Source organism: Enterococcus sp. ZQ21, from assembly GCF_030053755.1.
GTDB classification, from domain to species: domain Bacteria; phylum Bacillota; class Bacilli; order Lactobacillales; family Enterococcaceae; genus Enterococcus_B; species Enterococcus_B lactis.
In genome coordinates this window covers 962,084-984,081 of record NZ_CP125658.1, presented here as the reverse complement: position 1 = coordinate 984,081, position 21,998 = coordinate 962,084, and the positions used below count along the sequence as shown (strand labels likewise).

Genomic DNA, 21,998 nt, shown 5'->3' with positions numbered 1-21,998 from the left:
TCTTAATATTTCCGTTGCTGTCTATCGAAGCTTAATTGTGAAACAATAATAAAACGATGTTCCTTTTATTATTATTTTGTCTCAGACCTATCACTAATCTTTCGAGACTACCATAATATCACGTTAAAACACTTAAAAACCCTACACTATCCCTACAAAAACCCTACAAAATCAACGATACTGAACTAATACGCCTTTTTTATATGCTTCTGCAAATTCGATCAGCGCGATAGATTTCAGCTTCTCTACATTCTTTTCACCGTATCCTCGTATCAATTGCCCTATTTCATAATTAGAGTGCTTGTTTACGTCACAGAAGCTGTAGTAGAGTATCTGACGGCTAATCAGACTAAGAGCCATCAAAGCCGCTAGAATCGCATCTCTCTCCGCTTCTATATCCATCATCTGAATAATCGCGTCTTCTGCCTTATTGCCGTGTTTCGGTGCCTTCGGCATATCCGTAATAATCGGCGACTTAATATCTATCAAAGAACGACCTGCCATCCGCTCCAAACGTCGAAAGTTCTTCAATACATCTCTCGCATTACATCTTGTCTGTTTGAAATCTACCTCTCGTAACAATTTCATCAAGTCAAACCGCTCCTTTTATGTGATATAATAAACTTGTTGGATTTATTACATCAGCCGGAGCGATCCGGCTTTTTTTATTTGCCGAGTTACACTTCTCGACTTACATAGCTCACAACAGCTGCATAGTAAGTTGAATAACCGGCCATAAAAGCTGTTAAAGATATATGCTTAATTTCATTGTTTTTCGCAAAATCATTTAATTCTTTTTCTAAATCATAGCGGGAGTCCTCTTCAAAGATTTTAAATTTCATTGTTTATAACCTCCATATCCACCAATCTCGCTACAGCTAAATTCTCTTTGCTTTTCGCTAACCACTTGTCACATTCCATCGTGTTTTCGATACGAATGATTGCTGAGTGATTATAGAGATGTTCTACATATCCACGAAATGGATAGATGAATCCTTCTGCTTCGCAGCGAACCATGTCACCGACTTTGAATTTTGGTTTCTTACGTGTTTTAGGGTTCTTTGTCGGCATGTCTAGCATTAAACCGCCGATACCGTGACTGCTAGCGTAAAATCCGTCTTTTAGTTTCATCTTTCTACCACCTCTTCCACTGGCACAGCAAATGGTCAATATCTTTCATCAATTGCTTTTATTTCTGCTTCCGTAAAACGAGTTACTCTGATCGCATCAATGCTGATATTCTCTTCGATATCATAATTCACATAAAGTTTATTCTGTTTTGCTGGTAATTCTATAAAATATTCAGCTTCTTCTGTGATATTCATTTCACACCTCCACTTTCTCGGCTTCCAAATTCTCTTTCTTTGCTAACAATCTAAAATTTTCATAAAAGTAGTTGATTGATTCTTCGTCAACCGAACGATCGTCCAAATCAGTAAAAAATTCATCTTTAATACCGTTCACCAAAAGTATTCCATCATCATCAACGCTCTCAACAAAATATACCTTCGCCTCATGCTCACCTTTACGAATGACTAAATCGCCTTCGTTTACCACCCACTTAGATTCCTCGACCTCGTAGCCGTATAACAAAGCTTCTGTTGCTTTTTCTTTATTAAGATAAAGGCTATCTTCAACAAGCCAATCTAGTAACTCTCTTGTTGTGGAAGGATTTTCGCTTTCACCAAGTTCATAGTCCACGCCATAACCCCAACCTGCACGTGTAATAAGAGAGATAGCATAAAACTTGTCACGTTTTTCAAGGACTTGTTTTACCCATTTGTCAAAAAACTTCGGCATAACGTGTTTCTGCGGTTCACCAGTCTTACCAAATACAGCATTATCTAAAGTGTTTCTCAAGCTTTGTGCCGATTCAGGATAAGCCTCAGCTACCTTATTCCAAGCTTGTTCGTCTGTAATTTTTGATTCATTTAGTCTTTTCACCAACTTTAAAGATACTTCATAAGCGCCGTACCTTCCTTGACCATGCTCATCCATAGCGTTCTCATAACTCTTTACATATTTAGCTAATTCATCAATCAATTCTTGTTTATTCATCGCTGTTCATCCTTCATAATCTCTTCGCTATATCTGCTATCACTGGCACAGTCACACTGTTTCCAGCCTGCTTATAAAGCTGACTATCGCTGTTTACTTCTTTTGCTCGATCAAATGACCAATCTGGGAAACCTTGTAGACGCCAACACTCTCGAGGTGTCAGTTTGCGGATTTTGTAATTATCTGTAACTACTGCTTGCTCTTCGCCAGTTAACAAAGTATTTGCAATTCCCTTTCCCACACGCCCTCTTCGTGTATCTGAGTTAGGGTGACTGATATTGACCGAATCTCCTGGTAAAGCTTCAGCATAGCCTTTTGAAGTAGCTTCTCTCACTAGAATTCCATGCCTATCTTGTGCTGTTAGAGTAAACATTTCATCTCCGTCTTCTTTAAAGCGTCTGCCATTTTGTCGCTTTTCTAATCTATCTGGTGTCAGAACAGGCACTACAATTTTTGTAGGATCTTTTTGTGTAGTTGTACTGCACATCGTTGGCGCTATTCCCTCAATAGATACAACGTCTCCGCTTTGCGACAGACCTTTTCTGCGTATATTGCCTATTTTTTTGATTCGATATTTTGGATTAATCTGTTCGTCATTTCCTGAGAAAGGAAATATTTTTCTGGTACGTTCTCCTCTAAGATGTCCGATAATGAATACTCGCTCCCTGTTTTGTGGAACGTAGTCTTTAGAGTTAAGCACTTGCCATTCCACATCATACCCGAGGTCATCCAAGGCTCGGAGAATCGTCTCGAACGTAGCCCCTCCTTCGTGATTGAGGAGTCCTTTGACGTTCTCAAGGAATAGATAGCGTGGTCTGAGAATAGATGCGAACCTTGCAATTTCAAAGAAGAGAGTTCCTCTAGTATCTTCGAAACCTTTTCGCTTTCCTGCAATGCTGAAAGCTTGGCACGGAAATCCTCCACAGATAACATCGACACTTCCGATTCCTCGAATAAACTCATCTGATACTGTTGTGATGTCATGCATTTCCACCTCTCCTTCTGTGTTGTGAATTGCTTTATAACTAGTTCTAGCAAATTTATCGATTTCGCAAAATCCAACACATTCATGTCCAGCGGATTCCATACCTAATCGGAATCCGCCGATGCCTGCGAATAAGTCTAAGAATTTCACTTAGCATCTCCTTCCTAACCAAATCAGTTGATATATCCATTTGTGGTACAATATAGTTAAAGGAGGTAATAACAATGAAAAAACGAATTGCTTTATTAATGGGGCCGTCAGTAGACCCATCAGGAACCATTGAGCAGCGTTTAAAAGAAATGCTGTCAAATTATTATCTTGTTGATGATTACTATACTGGTGGAGTCTTTGACTGCGTTGTCGCCCCTGAGTCTCTTTTAAAGACATACGCTATAATCAATATTCCTAGCTCTCAGCGTTGTGTGATTGAAGATCAATATTTCATCGCTGAAAACTTTGAATATATCAAAGCTGAAATCGATAAATGTATCGGAAACCGAAGACAAGTGTAACTTGTCTTTTTTTGTGCCTCATCATTCACTTCACTCCAAGTCACTCAACTTCACGAATACACCATCTACCATTTTCCCTGTTCGTCCTTTGATTTCGTTGTACGCCATTTCTAAACACTCTTGTATGTTTGTCCCTTTTTGCATGGAAAGGATAATCAACGTGACGATTGTGTCGCCTATGCCGTCTTTCACAGCTTCCATGTTGCCACGGAGCATACCAGCAGCAATTTCAGCCGTTTCTTCAGCTACTTTTAAAAACTGTTTTTCCGGAGGAGTGTTATGCAATCCTCTCTCCACCGCCCACAAATTCACTAAATCTACTAACGTTGAAACCGTAATTTTGTCAACATTTTCTTTGACCTCTTCAATAGATACATACTCAAAAATAAATTTACGTGTATTTCCATTCATTTCAGAAATATTTTTATCACACCATCTTTCTGAATACCCATAGTGTTTTGAACAATCTCTTGCAGAAAGAAAATATCTAGTTACTCCTGTCTCTTTTTCATAACATTTTACTGGTTTGCCACTTTTGGCTTTCGCTGCTGTTTTTGCTACAACTGGATACTTCTTTAATCCCATAGCGTACGCATGATAAAGTTGTTCTGACCTGTCAGCCCACTCAAGGTTAGAAATGTGGCTATTGATCTTGTTACCGTCAATGTGATTGACAGTTTCTTTATTTTCTAGGTTTGGGATAAATGCTTCCGCAACTAATCTGTGTACTTTTGCCGTTTTTTTCTTCCCAAAATATGTCAGCTTCACTGTTGGATAACCATCAGTATTTAACCGCTGCTGTAAAATCCTCGCTTTTCTTAACTGACCTCTAGCATCTATATAACTCAAAACAACTACTTCACCATTACGTGTAACTACGTGGTGAGGGAAATCCTTGACATACTCAAACTGCTTTTCTGACAGATCTGCTTGATCCAATCCCTTATCTTTTGCCCACTGCTCTACTTTTGTGATTAGTTCGTCCATTATTTCTCCTCCACATACCTAAACTGTCGTCCTTTTGAATCAATCCATAAGCTCCTAGCTCTATCCCAAATAATGTTTTTGCTTAATCCAGTAATTTCAGATAACTGTTCAGCAGTACCTGTTACTAGAATTCGATCACCATGCCAGATTGCAATTTTTCTCGGCGTTTTCCGTTTAGGCTTTTCAGTCCACATTGATTTGCCGAGCTTTTGGACTTCTGCAACTATTTCTTTGTCTTCTTGCCAATTCTCAGAATATGTCAGTTCAATGATTCGTTTCATTGCTGCTTTCTTATCCACGCTCATTCCTCCAATCTACGAATTTCCCTTCTTAAATTCTCAATGTGCAAATCGATTGCCTTTTTCGCCGTTTCATTGACCATCACTGCCTTTGTCCGTTCCAGATCGTCAATCTCACGCTGAAGGCTTCGAATACGCATTTGAATCACTTCTTCTGTTGTCATGATGGACCACCTCGTTAAAAACGCTCTTCCTTGAACGTATTCCGATATTTTTTAGCTAATATCAACGGCACTTGATATTGATGACAGAACAACTTTGCCTTGATCTTAAAGTCTTTTGTCTGCATTCCTTTGACATCTACGACTTTGACAAGCTTGCCGTTTTTATAAAATGTGAAGTCAGGAATATACTCGATCTTGCGATACTTCTTTCCGTCTAGTTCAAATTTTGGCATTAGCTCAAATCGTTCCTGAAGTTTTACTTTCCAGCCGTTCGCTTCCGCTTGCCACAAGGCTAGATCGTAATACTCTGCTTCTGCGATAGAATCAAACTTGATACCTCGATGAACAGTCTTTTTATTACGGTATTTATTCATGCGATACTACCTTTCACTGGTTTTATACGCTTGTCTGCTGTTTGTTGGAATTTCAGCGCATAACCTTCTGAATTCTTAAATATCCTAGAAACAATTCTTTCGCCGTAGGCTTCTCTTAGTTCAGGACCAGATAAGTTTGTTGTGATGATCGTTGCCTTGTTCTGTCTGGCTTCTAAGAGCGTGTTTAACGTGTTGTTTGTAAACTGCCTACTATTTGATACCCCACTACCTAATTCAGCTCCAATATCGTCAAAAACCACCAAATCAGTTGTTTTAATATCGGCTATAAGCGATCCTTCAATTTCTTTTCTCAGTTCAGCATTGTTATAAGAAAACTTTATTTGCTCTAATAATTCTTGATAGCTTATAAAAAGTATTTTCTTGTCATAATTTGAGCGCTCAAGTATTTCCCAAACTGTAGCCATTGATAAGTGGCTTTTCCCGCTTCCTGATTTCCCTGATAGAATAAAATGTGCAGGATGGTTCAGCAGAACCTCATTCGTATAGCTTTTTGCTTTTTCTAAAGCGATTTTTGTTTCTTGATCCACTACGTGATAATTTTCCATTTTGCATTTAAACAAAGTTTTATCTGTTAATACCGAACCATTTTGAAAAAAACTCAACGCTCGTGCTTTTAAGCTGTCGTTATATATCCGTTCGGTCTGTATATCCTCTTTCACACGTAACGCTTTATAACCACAACTCATGCATGTTGGTTTACAACGTTCTGACCCGTCCTTATTTTTCCCTCGCCAACTATACAAAGGTTCGCTGCACTCTGGGCATTTTCCACTTTGTACTAAAACTCTTCTTATTAGCTTTTCCATAGTACTTGCTAGGCTTTCCATCAGTTGTATCTCCTTTGTTAAATTGGCAAGTCGTCATATTCACTAGGATTGCTGTACTGTAGTTTTTGACTTTGCTTTTTATGATTATTTTTATCTGCCTTGATTTCGAATTTAAGCTTCTCAAATTTTTCTCGCAGTTTCTTAGCACTTCTAATATTTCCAAACCAAAATTCATTTGTAGGTAGCCAATTGATCACATACTCAATCGCTTCTATAGATGCTTTATCTCTTTCTTCCATCAACCTGATTGTGTCTGCCCATTTTTCGATATCTACTTTATTCATTTCTTTTGGAAAATCTTCAGTTAAATTACTTTGCAATTTTTTAGCAAGGCGTAAGTGTTCGTCAGAATACTTACCTTTCTTTTCTTCTTTATCTATATCTATATCTTCTTCTATATCTTTATCTGTACCGTCACGTGACGTCACGCTAACGTCATTTTCCAATTTGAGACGTTCCTGTCTCTTTCTTTCTCTGTATTTACGGTTTCTTTCAGCATTTTTTAGCCTTACTTTATCCATACCCTCGATATTTTGATGTTTTTCCCAATTACTGATGGCAATTAGTCCATCACTGCTTAGATCAATCATGTTGAAATTTGCCAATGTAGTTAGCGCTAAGCGAACCGTATTTACGTTTTTGCCAAACAATGTAGCAAGCATTTCTTCGGTATAAGGCATGTTCCTCTGGATATATATCAGACCATCGTCGTTAGTCTTTCCTGCTAAAACTAGTAATCGAATCCATATAACGATGATGGCATCCGACTCAGGAACAGCTTGGATTAATCGTATTTTTTCATCGTCAAACATAGTAGTTTTAAGTTTGATCCAACTTATCTCAGCCAAATTTATCCTCCTATCCTTAACTTTTTAATTGTTTCCTGGTTTAACTTGATCCCTTTGATTTGATATTTATTTTTGAAATTGATCACACCTATCTTGTGTTTCTCCGTGTGATGAATCCTGCAGAGTGCTGCAAATGTGTACTCTGAATGATCAACTTCTTTGCGCTTTCGTCTTCCCAGCGCTTTGTCAAAGTGATCAATATCAGCTCCTGTTTTGCCACAGATGCAACAAACTCTTTTTGTAATGCATTTGTAGAAGTAATAATCTTGATTCGCTGGTAAAATCTCATAGCCTTCTTTGAAAGGAATATGATGTTCAAAGATGAAATCTAAGATGATATTTGCTAAGACATTGGCATCACTCACAGTTGTATTCGATTCGTCTTTCAGGCTTATTTCGCGCCCTGTGACACCTTCAAAACGGAAGTAGAAGAATTCCTTCCAGAAGTCTGTTGGCATGCCTGTATCGATGAAAATATCACCTATCAGTGCATAGATGAAGTTTCGTTGCTGTACGGTGAACCGACGTGGATCAATAAAACGAATTTCAATGACTCGATCGCCATCATATCCGTCGTACATCGTCTTCAAACGTTCAATGTTCACTTCCTCATTGATGGTTGCGCCTATGTCTTTCCCTTTGAACTTTTTCAGAACCGCTGAATATGAATCAATCAATGGTTTAAACACTCATATCACTTCTTATCTAATTCTTTTCTCTTAGCTGCTATTGCTCGCTCCATCAAGGCGCATTGCTCATAGCTTAACTGTTCAATAGTTTCAACGTTATCAGCTAAGAGCCCTAATTTATCTGTCTGCTCATTAACATATTCAATTAAGGTTTTGGTCATATCTTTACCCATCTGCTCATTGAAAGCTTCTAGAATCGTCTCTAGCATGTTTAATTTCTTTGTATCGATTCTAGGTGGTGTTGGAATATCTTCCCCTTGAAATACATATAATCCCAGTCCGTGTAGAGCCAATGCTTTCACAAAGCATCGCTTCAATGAGTTATTGATTTGCATTGCATTTGGTTTAACAACTGGTTGGTTTCGATAATCTAAAACAGGAAATAACTCGGTTTCCGTGTGTCCTTTAACCGTTACTGAGACAGATACATAAGTCCCTGTTTCATCCATAAGAAAAGGTTTATATTCCTCAACAAGAAAGTCTTGATGAGTTCCAGAAACAACTCTGTAGTGTTTATACTCATTAATAGTTACCGTTGCCTGTGGATCATTCTTTTTCATAATCTCCCATGCGTGAGCCCAAGATAAATAATCAAAATTTCCTTTTTTCTTGAGAATTTTATTTAACTTGCGACTAAAAAGTTTTTCAAAAGTCGATGTCCCTTTGCTTTCACTCATCAAATTCTGCCTCCATTTCAGCAATGTATTTCTTACCTGGTCCGTAATAAGAGATATCAATCAAGTTATCTCTGTCGTACTCTTCTAATGCGCCAATCAAGCCATCTTCGATGACGTAAATATATTCAGGTTTATTCGAATGCTTCGATAAATGGATAAGATAAACATGATCCCAAATAGTTACGAAGTTGCCTAAATCATCTTGATCACATGCTAGTTCTTCATCCGTCAAAAGATTTCGTCTGATTTTTCGATTATTTGTTTCCTTGGCATTCGATTTGCCCCAACTAGGATCAGTCAAATATTGATCTAGAGTGGAAAGTTCTTTTTCCATGTGGTAACATCTCCTTAGATGTATTATCTTTGTGACTCATTGCTTTGGTCGGCTGAGTCACTTTTTTATTTGTTGCCATGCCTTTTTCTTGTCGATTTGTTGTTGGCTTAGGATGATTGGTTTGTTATGTCTCCACCAGCGATTAGCAATTACCGTCCCTATTCTTAGCGCTTCAGCTCTATTCATTGTCATTACCAAAAAGTCTCTGTTGTCTGTTCAGTTGATCAATTTCCATACGGATTGCAGTTTCTGGCAACCACATTTCAATAAATGAAACAGCATCATCGAATCTCTTACGAGGTAACTCGCCATATCTTGGGATTGAAAAGGTACGTTTAAATTCAGACCAAAATTTTGAGAATACTTTTTTACTGATTTCTTCATAAGCTCGGCTTTCTTTGCCTCCTAGAACTTCCATAACTTTCATATTTCCTTTTTGCTTAATTTCAAACTCTTGTTGTCCGCTAATTCGCGTAGTATCTTTAAGCATGGAAACATCTTTTTTAACATCTTTCATTTCTTCTAGTTGGTAGATCATCATGTCTTCAATTGTTTGAGGAACAGTATTCTTGCGAATAACATCTTCCATTTCGTTGAATGCTTCAATGTATTTTTGTTTGAAGTAAATAGCTTTCTTTCCTGTAAATCCCATAGCTAACAAGAAAAATCCATCTCTGCTAATGAAGAAAACTCGTCGATTTCTTCCGTAGGAATCTGGCTCATTACCTTCAGAAAACATCTGTCCAAAATTGGACACATCTTTTTTCAGTGCATCAATATCTCTTAAAACATGTTGATGCTTTTTCTCAAAACTTTCTGCAACTTGCAAACTCGTAGTCACAGCTTCTTTATTTTTCAAAATTACTAATTCTTGCATTCTTATTTCTCTCCTTTTGATATAATTTTTTTTATCGGCAAGTGGTCTGTCGAAATATAAAAAGGTGGTGAAAAAAATATATGGATGATTTGACTAATGATGCAAAATACTTACTTTCAAGAATGTATGCTGAATACATTCAACGTCGTAAAAATGGCGATTCAAAATCAGTTGCTATACACTTTGGTAAATCTGATTCTGTCCACGAAAAGATTATGCCTGCGTGGTTACCAGAAGATGTCCACTTTACAATTAAAGAATTGAAAGATAATAATTTTTTGAATGCAACAATGGTAAGCGACGTTTATTACAATGTTTCTTTGACCCCGCTCGCAATTTCAAAAATGGAATCAAAGTTTAAAGACGATGCCAGCAAAGTTCTTGATTTTGCTGTTAAAGTGAAATCGTTAATCCCTTTCATTTAATCCAAAAGGATCACTTTGCAGTCTTTCAATTGCTTTTTGCATACTATTGACGTTTGTAATAAGTGTTTCTTTTAGCTCTTTATTTGCCTTAGTATCTTCTGCAAAAGTGCTAAGGCTATTTGCTATGCTTTCTAATGCTGTTGCAATTCGTTCATCTGTAGTCATATTTTCTGCTCCTCCGCTAATTATCAAAAAAAATTTAAGTTAAAGCTAAAAGACTCATTTTAATTGAAAAATTTTTCTTTAATAATCAAATACAAATTAATTACTATTGATCCAATCCCACAAAACATAGGTAACAGAAATACAATATCGTCCTTACTCATTAGTCAGCCCCCTCGGTTGGCTTTTTTGTTTTGTACTCAGCTTCATCAAGCCCAATGAAAATCCAAAGCATATAAACGATCGTGCCGATTAATGCTTGTCTGCTTCCCCAAAGTCCTAAAGCGTAGATGATTAGCGGTGCGCTGAATACGAATGCTCTGTTGAATTTACCCATGTTTTTCCTCCTTAGACTTTATATTTCGACATGAATTCATCGATATCTTTGATGTCGTATTTCGGACGGCTGTTTTCACCAAAGATGATTACTTTCAACCCTTTTTTTACCCATTCGTTAATAGTTCCTGCTGACGTTCCTGTATAATGAACTGCTTCTTTTTGAGTCAGATAGCGTTTAGGCACATATCCTACAAGTAATGAATCTAGCTCGCTTTTGTTGATTAGTTCCTGGTTCATGTTGCTTCCTCCCTATCGAATTCCTAGAATATCTTTTACAGTTTCGATATGCTGTTGTGCTTTCTTTCCATCACGATTGCCGTTTAGAATATCTGATAAATAAGCTCCTGAAATACCAACAAGCGCAGCTAGTTCTTTGAAAGTCATTCTTCTTTTTCTCATCTCCGCTCGAATTTTTAAGTCTAAATTCTCAGACATAAAAATAGCTCCTTTCTAAACAAATAATTTTTAAGCTAAAAAATTAGCTAAATCGTTGACACTTATTAGCTTTTAATCTATTATGAATACATAGTTAAATAAGACTTATAAAAAGCCTCTAAAATAACATTTCTAAGTTTGGCGACCGAGAGAATGTTTTAAATTAGTAGAGATTTTTGTTGCTCTTATTTAGCTAACAATTTAGCTTACGAATTAAATATACTAGCTTAAAAGCTAATTGTCAACTAAAAATATAACTTTTAAGCTATTTATTTTCTTTTCAGCTTTGAAAGGTTGATAATAATGAGTTTAGTTACTAAGATTAAAGAATTAGCAGACGAAAAGCATGTGACTATAGCAGAAGTAGAAAGACAGGTGGGCATCTCTAATGGACAAATAAGAAGATGGGATAAAGCTTCGCCGAAATCTGAGAACTTAAAGAAAGTTGCTGATTATTTTGGTGTCACAACTGATTATTTATTGGGAAATAATAATGTTCCCAAATGGGCTACAAAAGAGGAAGTGGTTGAACTTGATAAACTACTAGACTCAAATGTTAATATGTCTTATGGTGGGGAAACATTGACACCTGAACAAATACAGCGCGTAAAAGATATCCTTATAGCGACTTTCTGGGATATTGTGAAAGAAGACAAAGAAAAAGGCAAAAAGATGTGAGCTTATGGAGATGGATACGATTATTTTAGTCGAGGAGTTGAAGCGGAAATACCAGTCCGCTAATCCTTTTTATATTTGTGAAAAGATGGGCATTAAAATTCAATACGTTCCTTTTATCGAGAATCCCAAAGGGCAGTTTCAAGAAATTAGAGATCGTGCAATAATCTTTTTAAATGATGAACTGCGAGACTCTGAGGAAAGATTCTACATTTGCGCTCACGAATTAGGTCACGCTATTTTTCATCGTGGCTTGTCTAGTTATTACGTATCTACAAGGACATCTCGTAGTAAATCTGAAAGCGAAGCTAACTGTTTTGCAGCTAATCTTATCGTTTCTCTTTATAAAGAAGATAATGATCAATATCCGAGGCAAATCGAAAAATTAAAGAATTTATATGGATTGCCCGAAAGCGCTTATCGGTTTCTTGTATAAAAAAAGCCCGTGCTGCAACACGGACTAAAAACCTTATTTCTAAGATTCTACATAAAAATAATATCATAGAAATGAGGAGTTAAAAATGGATTTGGAGAAAGAGCGGATAAAAATAAATTGTAATTTTTGTAAGAAAGACTTTATTTTAACTTTCAACACAACCCAATGCCCTAATTGTGGAGGAAAATTTTCTCCTGAAGAAGTACATCAAGTTTTTTACAATTATGAATCAAGATTAGCAAATTCTAAACTATACAGAGCCGGAGAAAAGATGCAGAAATCTGGCGAAAGTATAGAAAAAACTGGAAGTTTCATTTCACAAATTGGTTGTTTTGTATTTATGTTGCCATTGGGTTTGCTTTGCATTTGGCTCATAATAAATATGTTTAAATAAAAAACACACCCTATCGTCTAAAGCAAGAGCTAATTTCCGATTTAAAAAATAATTTAATAGATTCATCCAAATGGAGTTGATGAGTCTGAGACAAAAATACCCTTTCTAAATTTCCAATCACAATCGGTGGAAATGTGTTCACCCACAAAATAGCAGAACATATATTGAATCACTAGTTAAAACTTCATTCCTTAATACAATGGAGGAGTTTATACAACAAAAAAAATATAAAAAAACGTGCTATGTGCACTGAGAGGAAGTTATTATATGGATAAATTTTTATCTCCTTTTTTAAGTAAAGCTGATTCAATGCCCTTTCTTTTTCTTGGATCTGGCTTTTCAAGAAGATATCTAAATATTCCTACTTGGTTATCCCTTCTTGAATATATTGCAGATTTAACTTATCAAAATAAAACTGGATTTCAAAAAGCAAAAAGGCAGGCTGCAAAAGAATTCAATATTGAAACTGAATACAACAGTTACATGACTTACTTGTGTGATATTATTTCTGATGATCTTGATGAAGTATGGTACGACGAGGACAGGTTCAAAGTAAATAGAGAAAAGTATTGGAATCTAATTGAAGAAAAAGGTACACCTCCGATAAAAATCGAAATCGCTACTTATTTAGAATCTTTCACAAACTTCCTTCCTGGATTAGATCATGAGATAGATGCTCTCAAAAAAATAACACCCAGTTCTATCGCAGGTATAATTACTACTAACTACGATACTTTGCAAGAAAATCTATTTGACTATGAAGTTTATTCTTCTCAAGAAGAGTTATTATTCCATACAAAATATGATTTAGGAGAAATTTATAAGATTCATGGGAGTTTGTCTGATCCGAATTCCATTTTAATTAATACTAAAGATTATAATTTAATTGCAAAAAAACATAAATATATTGCTGCAAAATTATTAACAATATTTGTCGAACACCCAATTTTTTTTATCGGATATTCTATTGGTGACGAAGATATTCGTCAAATTCTAAATGATATCCAAGCTTGTTTATCTCAAGAACAATTGAAAGAAATTGAAGATCGACTATTTTATATAGTGTGGGCTCCTGAGGTAGAAACTTATGTCGACTCAACCTACACCATTTCGTTTGATAATGGTCGTTCAATAACTATCAAAAAAATTGCAATTAATGATTATTCTCTTCTATATAAAACTTTAGGTCAAAATAAAGCCAAATATCCTATAAAAATGCTACGTTATGTTAAAGAAGATATGTATAACATCGTTCTGACGAACGACCCAAAAAATCGGATGATGCTGTCATTGCCAGATAGAGAGCTTTCTTCAGAGGAGTTATCTGAAATAGAATTTTATTATGGATTCGGGATGATGGAGAGAGCGAAGAATGGTTATCGTTTGATTACTCCAAACGAGATTTTTAGAGATACTGTTTTTAATGACGGTAACTACGAACCAACATTATTTGTTCAAGAGACTTTACCCTATGCACTATTAAAAACATCAGGTTATCTACCTATCAGAAAATATACTTCTCAAATTGAAGAGACATTAATACCTCCAATTGTTAAGAAAAATATAGATAGATTTAATGATATTAGTAAATTTTTATCTCTCAAATACAATTCGGAAAAGAAGAAATCGCCTAAAGATATGACAGTCAAAGATGCTTTGAGAGGACCTAGAAATGATCGAATGAAAAACCTCTCCTTAGTTCATTACAGGAAAGAAAACATCGAAGAACTCGGGGATTACTTAAGAAATACTTTGGACAAAGATAATTTCAACACTAATGGAGAACTCAGAAGGTTAATTCGAATTTACGACTTCATAAAATACAAATAAAAAAAGAGCAAACCATGGAACAATAACATCAACAGGAAGATGTTACCTACCAAGAGGTCGGCTCAAACAGGATATAAGAAGTTAATGCTTAACTCATATTTATTATAACTCACATCAACAATTTTTCAAAGCAATATCTAAAAAACAGAAACACACACACGCCACACCGACTAAAGCGAGCGTGTTCTAAGAAAAAACAAACCTATACAGTAGACCTCTTTATGATGATGCCTATTGTATCAAAGGAAGTGAGTCGATTCAAATGGCTACATTTGAACAATACAAGAAAAAAAACGGTGAAAAAGCGTGGAAGTTCCAAGCTTATTTAGGAATCAATCCAGAAACAGGAAAACCTGTTAAAACTACTCGTCGAAATTTTAAAACTCAACGTGAAGCAAAATTAGCACTCGCAAGATTGCAAAGTGAATATGAAGATATTTTAATGAAAAAAGAAAAACCAAAAACATATAAGGACGTATACGATCTATGGATGACCGAGTACAAAAGAACAGTGCGCGGATCAACTTTGTTAAAAACAGAACGAATTTTTAAAAATCATGTGTTAGATGAATTGGGAGACATATATATATCTGAAATTACTCCTATCAAAATACAGGAACTAATGGATAAATGGGCAAATAAATATGATACCGCGCCTAAGATGATGAACTACGTAGGATTAGTATTTAAATACGCTGTTCGATTCGGTATAATAGAGTCCAATCCTACAGACGCTATACGTAAACCGAAAAGAAGAAAAAAAACAACTACTGAAGAACCATTTTATGATAAAAAACAGCTAAAATTATTTCTTGACGAACTGTATAATCAGCCAAATCTAAAGATTCAGGCTTTTTTTCGATTACTAGCTATGACTGGCATGAGAAAACAAGAAGCAGGTGCTCTTGAGTGGAGAGATATAAATTTCAAGGCTAAAACAGTCAACATCTATAAAGCTGTTACTAGAACTGCAAACGGACTAGAAATTGACACAACCAAGACGGTTGGATCTAGCCGAATTATTTCAATCGATCAAGGCACTTTAGACAAGCTTAATGAATGGAAAGAAGCTGCTCAACCTCCATCTGATGAATGGCTCATTTTTGGACATTCAAGCGCAAAAAAACCACATGATATAATGAGTCTTGATACCTCTCGAAAGTGGCTTTTGAGTATACAAGACAAAATGGACAAGAAGCAAAAGAAAAAACTACCTAGAATTACTGTACATGGTTTCAGACATACTCAAGCAAGCTTGTTGATCGAAATGGGAGCATCGCTTAAAGAAGTACAGTTTCGTTTAGGTCATGAGGATATTCAAACTACTATGAACACGTACGCTCATGTATCAAAACTTGCTAAAGAACAATTAGCAGATAAGTTCAATAAATTTATAGATTTCTAGCTATGTGGCATTCAAAATGGCATTCAATTAAATTTAAGTATTGATATAATAGCATTTAAGCAACTCCCGCCGTCTCCATATATGTATGGTTGAGACTAATAGATACTGTAAAAAACGTTGATAAATCAACGTTTTTTTATTTTGGCTTAAAAAAAATTTGAATTTTTTGCTTTTTATTTAACAATTAGAATTTCGCGTATATTGTCACACTTAGTTTTTCTTTGTCAACAGTCTTTCCTTCAATAATTTTCTTTATAGATTTATCCGTTTTAACTTTATTAGTTCCTATAAAAAAATACCAATCAGAAATTACCATAAATAATGAGTATCTATCAAGAAAACATTAGAAATAACCAGTAAAATGAACGGCCAATTGTACTTTTACTGGTCATTTATAGAATTTTTTTAAGGAGATAGAATATTATTAATACGTGACACTTCCATTTATGTCAAATGTTTTGGTCCGCTCATTACTTTCAAATCGAAGAAAATACGTGCCAGAAGTTAATGAACTTGTGAAAGTACCGTTGCTAGTTCCAGAAAAATTCCTAGAAGAAACTATAGTTGAGCCTATCAGATTCTGCCGTGCAATAGCAACATTCAACACAGTAGATGCTCCAGCACTCCGTCTAGTTAGATTATGCCTAACAGTATACGAACGTGTAGTTGAAGTAGACCACTGTTGACAGATCTCCATGACCAAATACCAGTCCCACTATATGTCATAGCGGTAGCAGCGTTTACAACTGTTGCAGAAAAAAAACTTAGTATTAAAAATGCGAGCGATAGTTTTTTTCATATATTTTTCATAGTATAGCTCCTTTATGTTTTTTTGTTATAATAATAGAAACAAATTTGAAAGGAGAATTCTACTATTAATAGCATAAAAATTAAAATAAAATTGTTATTTCTAAATGTTTCATTACTATGTTTATCGTTTTTGTTTTCCAGATGGTTTTACATGAAATATCTTTATTTTTACTCACTCTCTATTTTTCCTCCTAGTGGAGATGTTGATTTTTGGATTCCATTTATCCAAATAATAATTATTACTTTTTTTCTCTATATTTTTTTACTAAGTTTTTTTACAAAGAAAATTTATAAGGAAGTAATCATTGGATTTTATGTTCTTTATTTTTTAGTATTAATTTATCTGCTCTTTTTAAAAAACATTGGAATAAGAGGACTAGAATCCAATCCTTTATCATTTCTTTCTGATTTTATCAATGGGGATGCGATAATCGTGATGCTGAATATAATCATGTTTATACCATTAGGCTGGATACTATCATTAAATAAAAAACATCTAGGCATAGTGGTTTTGGGTATCTGGTTAATTGAAATAGCACAATATGTTTTTCATTTAGGAATATTTGATGTAGGGGATATTATTGCAAATGCTGCTGGTTTCGTTGTGGGCACTATAATAATGGAATCTTTATTCAATAAATTTTCATTTGAAATTACGTCTTTTAGTTTAAATAAAAAAATAAGATAAAAATAGAAACATATACTGGAAGCTAGAACAAGTACTTGAGGATATGGCAAAAACTTTTTTAATGATTATGTTTGTTATTTAAAAATAATGTCTACAATTAAATAAAGTGAAATTAGAGAAGCTATAATCATTATACTTTATTTGTTATTAAATTTTGGCAACTAAAAGGACTTTAGAGATACCTTGTATATAATCTAAAAGAAGCGAAGGAGAATTTCTGACAGTGAAGCAAACGAAACTAGTTTTTATATACTGAACTAGATTCAGGTTGCATAGAGAATCAATTAAAGAAAATTTACAATTATTGTGCCACTTAAAAAGAAAAGAGACATATAAAAAACAACGCCAACTAAATAAAGTGCCTTCAAAAGCTTGGACTCCTCGCTTTTGAAGGCACTTTATTTAAAATCTTTATGAAACTAAAGTATGTTCATATTTATTGCTGTAATTATATAGACATTCTGTCGTTTCCAACTCATAAACGTGAGTGTATTTTGCCACTACTTTTCCGCATTTTTCTAATATTTCATTGCGATCGACGTCATGATATTCGTCTACGCAGATCACAACACAATTTTCTAATTTACTGATTACTTCTCCAACCACTTTTTGTTTCAAGCCAATAGGTTGGCAAATATATTTTTTTCCTAAAATGATAGTTTCGTTATTCATATTTCATCCATCCTTAATGTGTTTTTCATTATTTAAAATGATAATACCATTAAAATATGATTATGAAAACCAATAACACTTGTGATTTTATAAAAAAATAAAAAAACCGAAAAACAGATATGTCCACTGTCTTTCCGGCTCTTTTTATTTTTGATTTCTCTTCTTTTTTGTTTCAATAGTCAATTTTAGTTATTAATAAATGAAAAAGCATTTATATTAAAATTTGCTAATAAAAGATCTACATATTTTTCTAGAAATGCTTGATCGATTTCATCATACCCTTTCGTTACTCCGCAATCGATATCTAAAACACCGATTAAATGACCTTCTTTTACCATTGGTACAACGATTTCTGATTGTGCGGCTGAATCACAGGAAATATAATTTTCATGTTTTTTGACATCGTCAACGATCAATGTCGCTTGTTTTTCAGCTGACTCTCCACAAACTCCTTTTCCCATCTTGATACGTGTGCAGGAAACTCGCCCTTGGAACGGTCCTAAAATCAATTCATTGCCATCAAATAAATAGTATCCTGCAAAGACGGTCTCAGGTAATGTTTCATTCAACAATGCAGATGAATTTGCTAAATTTGCTAACCAGTTATCTTCTGCTTCTAATAATCCTTGTTGCTGTAATAATAGAATTTCGTATGCATCTTTTTTCTGTTTTTCTGTCCACATGATAAAAACCGCTCCTTTTTAATCTATGGAAAAGATTATAGCTCAGTTTTTTGGTAAACGCTAGGTTTGCTTCTCAAAAAAGCGAGATACGTTAGGTTGTTTACCTTAAACGCATCTCGCTGTCTTTTTTATTCTGCTTGTTGGATTTCTGCTGCTAAATCAGCATAATCAATCGTTTCGTGAACAAAAGTCGGATCATCAACTGGAAAGTGCTGTACAAGGGACGAGATGCGGCTAATCTCAACTTTTCCTTCAGTTACTTCAAAATCCATTACATGTCCGCCAAATGTATGTGTATCATCGATAAAATGCAGATGAAATCCCGCTGCAGCAACTCCTTGGAATAATTCAGGCGTAAAGAACCCGACTAATGTTCCATGAATGTTGCTTTGTTGGAATTCTGGTTGAGACTCTGAAATTTTTGCTAGTCTTCGATAAGGTTTTTCTTGTTTCGGCATGATACGGATATGCATGTTTTTGAATAATCCAGTTATCTTCACTGCTAAAAATAGATTTTCCCCATCTTCTTTTACTAAGATGTCTTTTTTCAATTGTTCTCCATCTGCAGATTCTGAAACAGAAAAACTAGTATCTGGCGTAAAATCTGTAATTGCTGCATAGGGGGTAAGTTCACTTCCATCTAATTGGACAACTGAGCCATCTGATCTTCCTTGATAAGCTACGCCATCTAAAAAGATAACTTCACCATCAAGTCCATGCAATGTTCCCAATCCCAGAGTTCCTTTTTCCAATATATGAGCAATCGTTTCTGTTCCATCCATCAAGCCGGCCATCAAAGCTCCTAATGTCCCGTGCTGGTATAAGATTTTTTCAGTCATGTCGACACTTCCTTAATAGAATTGATCTGGTAAGATTGTTTCTCCCAATTTCTCATTATCACGGTAATCGATTGGAATATCAATAATTACGGGTCCTTCTGTCGCAAATCCTTCTTCTAAAGCTTTTTCTAATTCCTCTACACTTGTAGCTCGTATTCCTTTAGCACCAAAAGCTTCTGCATATTTCACAAAATCAACTGGACCAAAATCTACACCTGACGCCCGTTGATATTTCATTTTTTCTTGGAACTCTACCATATTGTAGCGTCCATCATTCCAAATCAAATGAACGATATTCAATTTTTTACGTACGGCCGTTTCTAAATCTTGGGCAGAGAATAAAAATCCGCCATCTCCGGAAACTGATACGATTTGTGTATTTGGACGTACCAGTGCAGCAGAAATTGCCCATGGTAATGCTACACCAAGCGTTTGCATACCATTACTGAATAACAGATGTCGGGGTTCATAACTTCTAAAGTGGCGTGCCATCCAAATATAATGACTTCCTACATCTACAGTAACGGTCATATCATCTGTTACTTTTGACTGAAGTGTGTTGATGACTTCTAAAGGATGCAAAATACCTGCTTCTCCTTTTGATTGGACAATATCCCGCTCCGTTAGTTTTGCTTGAAGAGAAGCTAAATATTCTTTCGCATCTTCTGACACTTGTTGAGGCTCTAATGAACCTGTCAATAAATCAAGAGTAGCTGAGATATCGCCAATCAACTCTCTTTCAGGCTGCATAAATGGATCGATTTCAGCTGGTGCTTCATCGATCACAATGATCCGCGCATCTTTTTCTGCGTTCCAGTTTCTTGCTTCGTATTCGATTGGATCATAACCAATTGCGATGACTAGGTCGCTTCGTTTCAAAAGCATATCGCCTGGTTGGTTTCTAAACAATCCCACACGACCAAAGAAATGCGCTTCTAATTCACGTGAGATCACTCCTGCTGCTTGGAATGTCTCTACAACAGGCAATGCTGTCTTTTCAACTAATTGACGGATAGCTAACGTTTCTTTTTCACTTGATCCCCGCATACCTACTAATAATACCGGTAGTTTTGCTTCCCTGATGCGTTCGGCTAAGTAACGGATATCATCTGCAGAAGCAGAACCTAATTTAGGATCACTCAATGGCTTGATGATATTACCTTCAACTGGCGCATCCACTACGTCTTGAGGAATACTGATAAAACTCGCTCCTTTTTTTGAGCTCTTAGCCATACGATAAGCATTGGCAATCACTTCTGAAATTGTTTCCGGATCTTGGATTTCTGCACTGTATTTTGTGATTGGCTGGAACAGCGCTGCATTATCCATGCTTTGATGGGTCAACTTCAATAGATCGCTTCGTTTTACTTGCCCGGCGATTGCTAAAACTGGGTCTCCTTCTGCTGTCGCTGTTACCAAACCTGTAGCTAAGTTACTAGCACCTGGACCACTTGTTGCGATAACAACCCCTGGTTCTCCTGTGATACGTCCGATTGCTTGTGCCATAAATGCAGCATTTTGTTCGTGACGAGTTACGATTAATTCAGGACCTTGATCCTCTAATTCATTAAATACACCATCGATTTTTGCGCCTGGTATACCAAATACATAATCAACGTGATGGTTAATCAAACTTTCTACTACAGATTTCGAACCTTGTTTCATTTTTTCGGCCATTGAACATCGTCCTTTTTATGCTTTATTTTTAATTATTAGTTAGAAATAATCACAAATAAGTGATACAGTTTCTAAACCTGTTTCATTCAGAAGTATAGCACGTTTTATTTCATTTGTTTAGCCATATGTTTCAAAAAATGAAAAAGAATGACAGATTTTACATAAAAAACTGTCATTCTTGGTTGAAAGTTTCAATTTATAAAGTCTACAGATCCATCGTTCTCATCAATTTACGATTGTTGAAGTAAATCAAACCAAATACGATAGAAGGACCTAGTAGAATACACCATTGGGGCTTTACGAAAAAGAAGAGAAACAAACTTGTCAATAGTAAAAAATCTAGTAAACTCACATACCATTTTTTTAACGTATAGTAGAACGCTATTCGTAGAACTTGATTTGGTTTTGACGCTGGATTTCTCACCTGAAAATACCAGCAGTTGATGCTAAAGGAAACTGATAAACAAGCAAGTAAAACAAACAACGGAATCAACCATTTTCCATAAGAAAAACGTATAAAAAAGAAACAATCAAAAATCGCTATCACACTAACTATCCAAGCAAATAGCCAATAAAAAAATCCCTTTAGCCAAAATCGGCGAAACGTCTTTATGAACAAACGTACTGATGAAAAACTTTTTTCTTTTGTTAATTCTTCTGTCATGCCTATCATCACGATGCAACCCGGACCAATAAAAAGCAATGAAAAAATAAGGGAAAAGACATTCCTTCCATCTATTGACAAAAGGAACGCAGCTGCTATATACAAGATATTGACACACCAAAAACAAAGGCTACTTGCCAATGATTGATACAACCAATAAAAGAATTCCATATAAACATTTTTGTCAAAACGCTGCTCTTTCATAATCGCCT

Annotated in this window: 34 protein-coding genes and 2 pseudogenes; 8 read left to right on the top strand and 28 right to left on the bottom strand. The window is 35.3% G+C overall.

Annotation, left to right across the window (positions count from 1 at the left end; translation table 11 throughout):
• Positions 1 to 171 precede the first annotated feature (171 nt).
• From QK255_RS04730 to QK255_RS04705, 6 genes are all read right to left on the bottom strand, one after another.
• On the bottom strand, positions 172 to 588 hold the full coding sequence (locus QK255_RS04730) for an ArpU family phage packaging/lysis transcriptional regulator (protein ID WP_104869236.1): 417 nt from the start codon (positions 586 to 588) through the stop codon (positions 172 to 174).
• 89 nt (positions 589 to 677) lie between these two features.
• Positions 678 to 842, bottom strand: a complete 165-nt coding sequence (locus tag QK255_RS04725) for a hypothetical protein (RefSeq protein WP_283341601.1) — start codon at positions 840 to 842, stop codon at positions 678 to 680.
• Positions 832 to 1,131 carry a hypothetical protein gene (locus tag QK255_RS04720; RefSeq protein WP_270216089.1) on the bottom strand — a complete coding sequence of 100 codons (300 nt, stop codon included), beginning with the start codon at positions 1,129 to 1,131 and terminating at the stop codon, positions 832 to 834. The genes QK255_RS04725 and QK255_RS04720 overlap by 11 nt, the downstream gene beginning before the upstream one ends.
• Before the next feature lie 35 nt (positions 1,132 to 1,166).
• Entirely contained in the window at positions 1,167 to 1,325 is a 159-nt protein-coding gene (locus QK255_RS04715; protein ID WP_283341600.1) for a hypothetical protein, read from the bottom strand.
• Position 1,326: 1 nt separating this feature from the next.
• Positions 1,327 to 2,058 carry a hypothetical protein gene (locus QK255_RS04710; RefSeq protein WP_283341599.1) on the bottom strand — a complete coding sequence of 244 codons (732 nt, stop codon included), beginning with the start codon at positions 2,056 to 2,058 and terminating at the stop codon, positions 1,327 to 1,329.
• 13 nt (positions 2,059 to 2,071) lie between these two features.
• Positions 2,072 to 3,193, bottom strand: a complete 1,122-nt coding sequence (locus QK255_RS04705; RefSeq protein WP_129238476.1) for a DNA cytosine methyltransferase — start codon at positions 3,191 to 3,193, stop codon at positions 2,072 to 2,074.
• Positions 3,194 to 3,267: 74 nt separating this feature from the next.
• Between QK255_RS04705 and QK255_RS04700 the strand changes: the two genes are divergently transcribed.
• Complete coding sequence (locus QK255_RS04700; protein ID WP_070544172.1) at positions 3,268 to 3,555, top strand: hypothetical protein; 288 nt, start codon at positions 3,268 to 3,270, stop codon at positions 3,553 to 3,555.
• A 30-nt stretch (positions 3,556 to 3,585) separates the two neighbouring features.
• Here QK255_RS04700 and QK255_RS04695 read toward each other — a convergent pair whose 3' ends face one another.
• The 12 genes and pseudogenes from QK255_RS04695 to QK255_RS04645 all read right to left on the bottom strand — a co-directional run bounded on the left by QK255_RS04695 (position 3,586) and on the right by QK255_RS04645 (position 9,652).
• Positions 3,586 to 3,894, bottom strand: coding sequence for a MazG-like family protein (locus QK255_RS04695; protein ID WP_502856625.1), 309 nt, complete (start codon positions 3,892 to 3,894; stop codon positions 3,586 to 3,588).
• A 276-nt stretch (positions 3,895 to 4,170) separates the two neighbouring features.
• Positions 4,171 to 4,323: pseudogene (locus QK255_RS04690) on the bottom strand (HNH endonuclease); the annotation flags it as partial.
• A gap of 123 nt (positions 4,324 to 4,446) precedes the next feature.
• Positions 4,447 to 4,542, bottom strand: a pseudogene (locus QK255_RS13415) (MazG-like family protein); the annotation flags it as partial.
• On the bottom strand, positions 4,542 to 4,841 hold the full coding sequence (locus QK255_RS04685) for a hypothetical protein (RefSeq protein ID WP_283341598.1): 300 nt from the start codon (positions 4,839 to 4,841) through the stop codon (positions 4,542 to 4,544). The gene QK255_RS04685 and the pseudogene QK255_RS13415, both read right to left, overlap by 1 nt.
• Positions 4,842 to 4,843: 2 nt before the next feature.
• Positions 4,844 to 5,005, bottom strand: a complete 162-nt coding sequence (locus QK255_RS04680; protein ID WP_250676235.1) for an antitoxin — start codon at positions 5,003 to 5,005, stop codon at positions 4,844 to 4,846.
• 14 nt (positions 5,006 to 5,019) lie between these two features.
• Complete coding sequence (locus QK255_RS04675) at positions 5,020 to 5,379, bottom strand: DUF1064 domain-containing protein (RefSeq protein WP_002321420.1); 360 nt, start codon at positions 5,377 to 5,379, stop codon at positions 5,020 to 5,022.
• Positions 5,376 to 6,227: an ATP-binding protein gene (locus QK255_RS04670; protein ID WP_283341597.1), complete on the bottom strand. Its 852-nt coding sequence runs from the start codon at positions 6,225 to 6,227 to the stop codon at positions 5,376 to 5,378. Before QK255_RS04670 ends, QK255_RS04675 begins: the two co-directional genes overlap by 4 nt.
• A gap of 17 nt (positions 6,228 to 6,244) precedes the next feature.
• The gene (locus tag QK255_RS04665; protein WP_283341596.1) at positions 6,245 to 7,075 is read right to left on the bottom strand and encodes a phage replisome organizer N-terminal domain-containing protein; all 831 of its coding nucleotides are present in this window, start codon (positions 7,073 to 7,075) and stop codon (positions 6,245 to 6,247) included.
• 2 nt (positions 7,076 to 7,077) lie between these two features.
• The gene (locus QK255_RS04660; protein ID WP_220188339.1) at positions 7,078 to 7,764 is read right to left on the bottom strand and encodes a putative HNHc nuclease; all 687 of its coding nucleotides are present in this window, start codon (positions 7,762 to 7,764) and stop codon (positions 7,078 to 7,080) included.
• A 5-nt stretch (positions 7,765 to 7,769) separates the two neighbouring features.
• A complete protein-coding gene (locus QK255_RS04655) occupies positions 7,770 to 8,441 on the bottom strand; it encodes a Sak single strand annealing protein (RefSeq protein ID WP_010738857.1) in 672 nt (223 codons plus the stop codon).
• A complete protein-coding gene (locus QK255_RS04650; protein ID WP_283341595.1) occupies positions 8,434 to 8,775 on the bottom strand; it encodes a hypothetical protein in 342 nt (113 codons plus the stop codon). The genes QK255_RS04655 and QK255_RS04650 overlap by 8 nt, the downstream gene beginning before the upstream one ends.
• 178 nt (positions 8,776 to 8,953) lie before the next feature.
• Positions 8,954 to 9,652 (bottom strand): Rha family transcriptional regulator, encoded by a 699-nt coding sequence (locus tag QK255_RS04645; RefSeq protein WP_283341594.1) that lies wholly within the window; start codon positions 9,650 to 9,652, stop codon positions 8,954 to 8,956.
• A gap of 80 nt (positions 9,653 to 9,732) precedes the next feature.
• Here QK255_RS04645 and QK255_RS04640 point away from each other — a divergent pair, with 80 nt between their 5' ends.
• Positions 9,733 to 10,077: a hypothetical protein gene (locus tag QK255_RS04640; protein WP_002337278.1), complete on the top strand. Its 345-nt coding sequence runs from the start codon at positions 9,733 to 9,735 to the stop codon at positions 10,075 to 10,077.
• Here QK255_RS04640 and QK255_RS04635 read toward each other — a convergent pair.
• The 4 genes from QK255_RS04635 to QK255_RS04620 form a co-directional block, all read right to left on the bottom strand.
• Positions 10,060 to 10,242 carry a hypothetical protein gene (locus QK255_RS04635; RefSeq protein WP_002337279.1) on the bottom strand — a complete coding sequence of 61 codons (183 nt, stop codon included), beginning with the start codon at positions 10,240 to 10,242 and terminating at the stop codon, positions 10,060 to 10,062. The genes QK255_RS04640 and QK255_RS04635 overlap by 18 nt on opposite strands.
• 160 nt (positions 10,243 to 10,402) lie before the next feature.
• Positions 10,403 to 10,576 carry a hypothetical protein gene (locus QK255_RS04630; protein WP_002337280.1) on the bottom strand — a complete coding sequence of 58 codons (174 nt, stop codon included), beginning with the start codon at positions 10,574 to 10,576 and terminating at the stop codon, positions 10,403 to 10,405.
• 11 nt (positions 10,577 to 10,587) lie between these two features.
• The gene (locus QK255_RS04625; RefSeq protein ID WP_002337281.1) at positions 10,588 to 10,815 is read right to left on the bottom strand and encodes a helix-turn-helix transcriptional regulator; all 228 of its coding nucleotides are present in this window, start codon (positions 10,813 to 10,815) and stop codon (positions 10,588 to 10,590) included.
• A gap of 12 nt (positions 10,816 to 10,827) precedes the next feature.
• Positions 10,828 to 11,013 (bottom strand): helix-turn-helix domain-containing protein, encoded by a 186-nt coding sequence (locus tag QK255_RS04620; protein ID WP_002337282.1) that lies wholly within the window; start codon positions 11,011 to 11,013, stop codon positions 10,828 to 10,830.
• A gap of 303 nt (positions 11,014 to 11,316) precedes the next feature.
• Here QK255_RS04620 and QK255_RS04615 point away from each other — a divergent pair, with 303 nt between their 5' ends.
• The 5 genes from QK255_RS04615 to QK255_RS04595 all read left to right on the top strand — a co-directional run bounded on the left by QK255_RS04615 (position 11,317) and on the right by QK255_RS04595 (position 15,753).
• Positions 11,317 to 11,691 (top strand): helix-turn-helix domain-containing protein, encoded by a 375-nt coding sequence (locus QK255_RS04615; RefSeq protein WP_002315392.1) that lies wholly within the window; start codon positions 11,317 to 11,319, stop codon positions 11,689 to 11,691.
• A 4-nt stretch (positions 11,692 to 11,695) separates the two neighbouring features.
• Positions 11,696 to 12,124, top strand: a complete 429-nt coding sequence (locus QK255_RS04610; protein WP_025479347.1) for an ImmA/IrrE family metallo-endopeptidase — start codon at positions 11,696 to 11,698, stop codon at positions 12,122 to 12,124.
• 85 nt (positions 12,125 to 12,209) lie between these two features.
• Entirely contained in the window at positions 12,210 to 12,518 is a 309-nt protein-coding gene (locus QK255_RS04605) for a hypothetical protein (RefSeq protein WP_002337284.1), read from the top strand.
• Between the two features lie 267 nt (positions 12,519 to 12,785).
• Positions 12,786 to 14,348 (top strand): SIR2 family protein, encoded by a 1,563-nt coding sequence (locus tag QK255_RS04600; protein WP_002337285.1) that lies wholly within the window; start codon positions 12,786 to 12,788, stop codon positions 14,346 to 14,348.
• Positions 14,349 to 14,610: 262 nt separating this feature from the next.
• Positions 14,611 to 15,753 (top strand): tyrosine-type recombinase/integrase, encoded by a 1,143-nt coding sequence (locus tag QK255_RS04595; protein ID WP_002337286.1) that lies wholly within the window; start codon positions 14,611 to 14,613, stop codon positions 15,751 to 15,753.
• Positions 15,754 to 16,177: 424 nt separating this feature from the next.
• Here the strand turns inward: QK255_RS04595 and QK255_RS04590 are convergent, their stop codons facing one another.
• Positions 16,178 to 16,450 (bottom strand): T9SS type A sorting domain-containing protein, encoded by a 273-nt coding sequence (locus QK255_RS04590; protein WP_207718870.1) that lies wholly within the window; start codon positions 16,448 to 16,450, stop codon positions 16,178 to 16,180.
• Between the two features lie 264 nt (positions 16,451 to 16,714).
• Between QK255_RS04590 and QK255_RS04585 the strand changes: the two genes are divergently transcribed.
• Positions 16,715 to 17,251 (top strand): VanZ family protein, encoded by a 537-nt coding sequence (locus QK255_RS04585; RefSeq protein ID WP_002293169.1) that lies wholly within the window; start codon positions 16,715 to 16,717, stop codon positions 17,249 to 17,251.
• 411 nt (positions 17,252 to 17,662) lie between these two features.
• Here the strand turns inward: QK255_RS04585 and QK255_RS04580 are convergent, their stop codons facing one another.
• The 5 genes from QK255_RS04580 to QK255_RS04560 all read right to left on the bottom strand — a co-directional run bounded on the left by QK255_RS04580 (position 17,663) and on the right by QK255_RS04560 (position 21,990).
• Entirely contained in the window at positions 17,663 to 17,923 is a 261-nt protein-coding gene (locus tag QK255_RS04580) for a hypothetical protein (RefSeq protein WP_002293168.1), read from the bottom strand.
• A gap of 185 nt (positions 17,924 to 18,108) precedes the next feature.
• Complete coding sequence (gene msrC / locus QK255_RS04575) at positions 18,109 to 18,606, bottom strand: free L-methionine (R)-S-oxide reductase MsrC (RefSeq protein WP_002293167.1); 498 nt, start codon at positions 18,604 to 18,606, stop codon at positions 18,109 to 18,111.
• A gap of 128 nt (positions 18,607 to 18,734) precedes the next feature.
• The gene (gene budA, locus QK255_RS04570; RefSeq protein WP_002293166.1) at positions 18,735 to 19,445 is read right to left on the bottom strand and encodes an acetolactate decarboxylase; all 711 of its coding nucleotides are present in this window, start codon (positions 19,443 to 19,445) and stop codon (positions 18,735 to 18,737) included.
• Between the two features lie 12 nt (positions 19,446 to 19,457).
• Positions 19,458 to 21,122 carry an acetolactate synthase AlsS gene (gene alsS / locus QK255_RS04565; RefSeq protein WP_002329431.1) on the bottom strand — a complete coding sequence of 555 codons (1,665 nt, stop codon included), beginning with the start codon at positions 21,120 to 21,122 and terminating at the stop codon, positions 19,458 to 19,460.
• 205 nt (positions 21,123 to 21,327) lie between these two features.
• Positions 21,328 to 21,990 (bottom strand): hypothetical protein, encoded by a 663-nt coding sequence (locus QK255_RS04560; RefSeq protein WP_002293164.1) that lies wholly within the window; start codon positions 21,988 to 21,990, stop codon positions 21,328 to 21,330.
• Between the last annotated feature and the right edge of the window lie 8 nt (positions 21,991 to 21,998).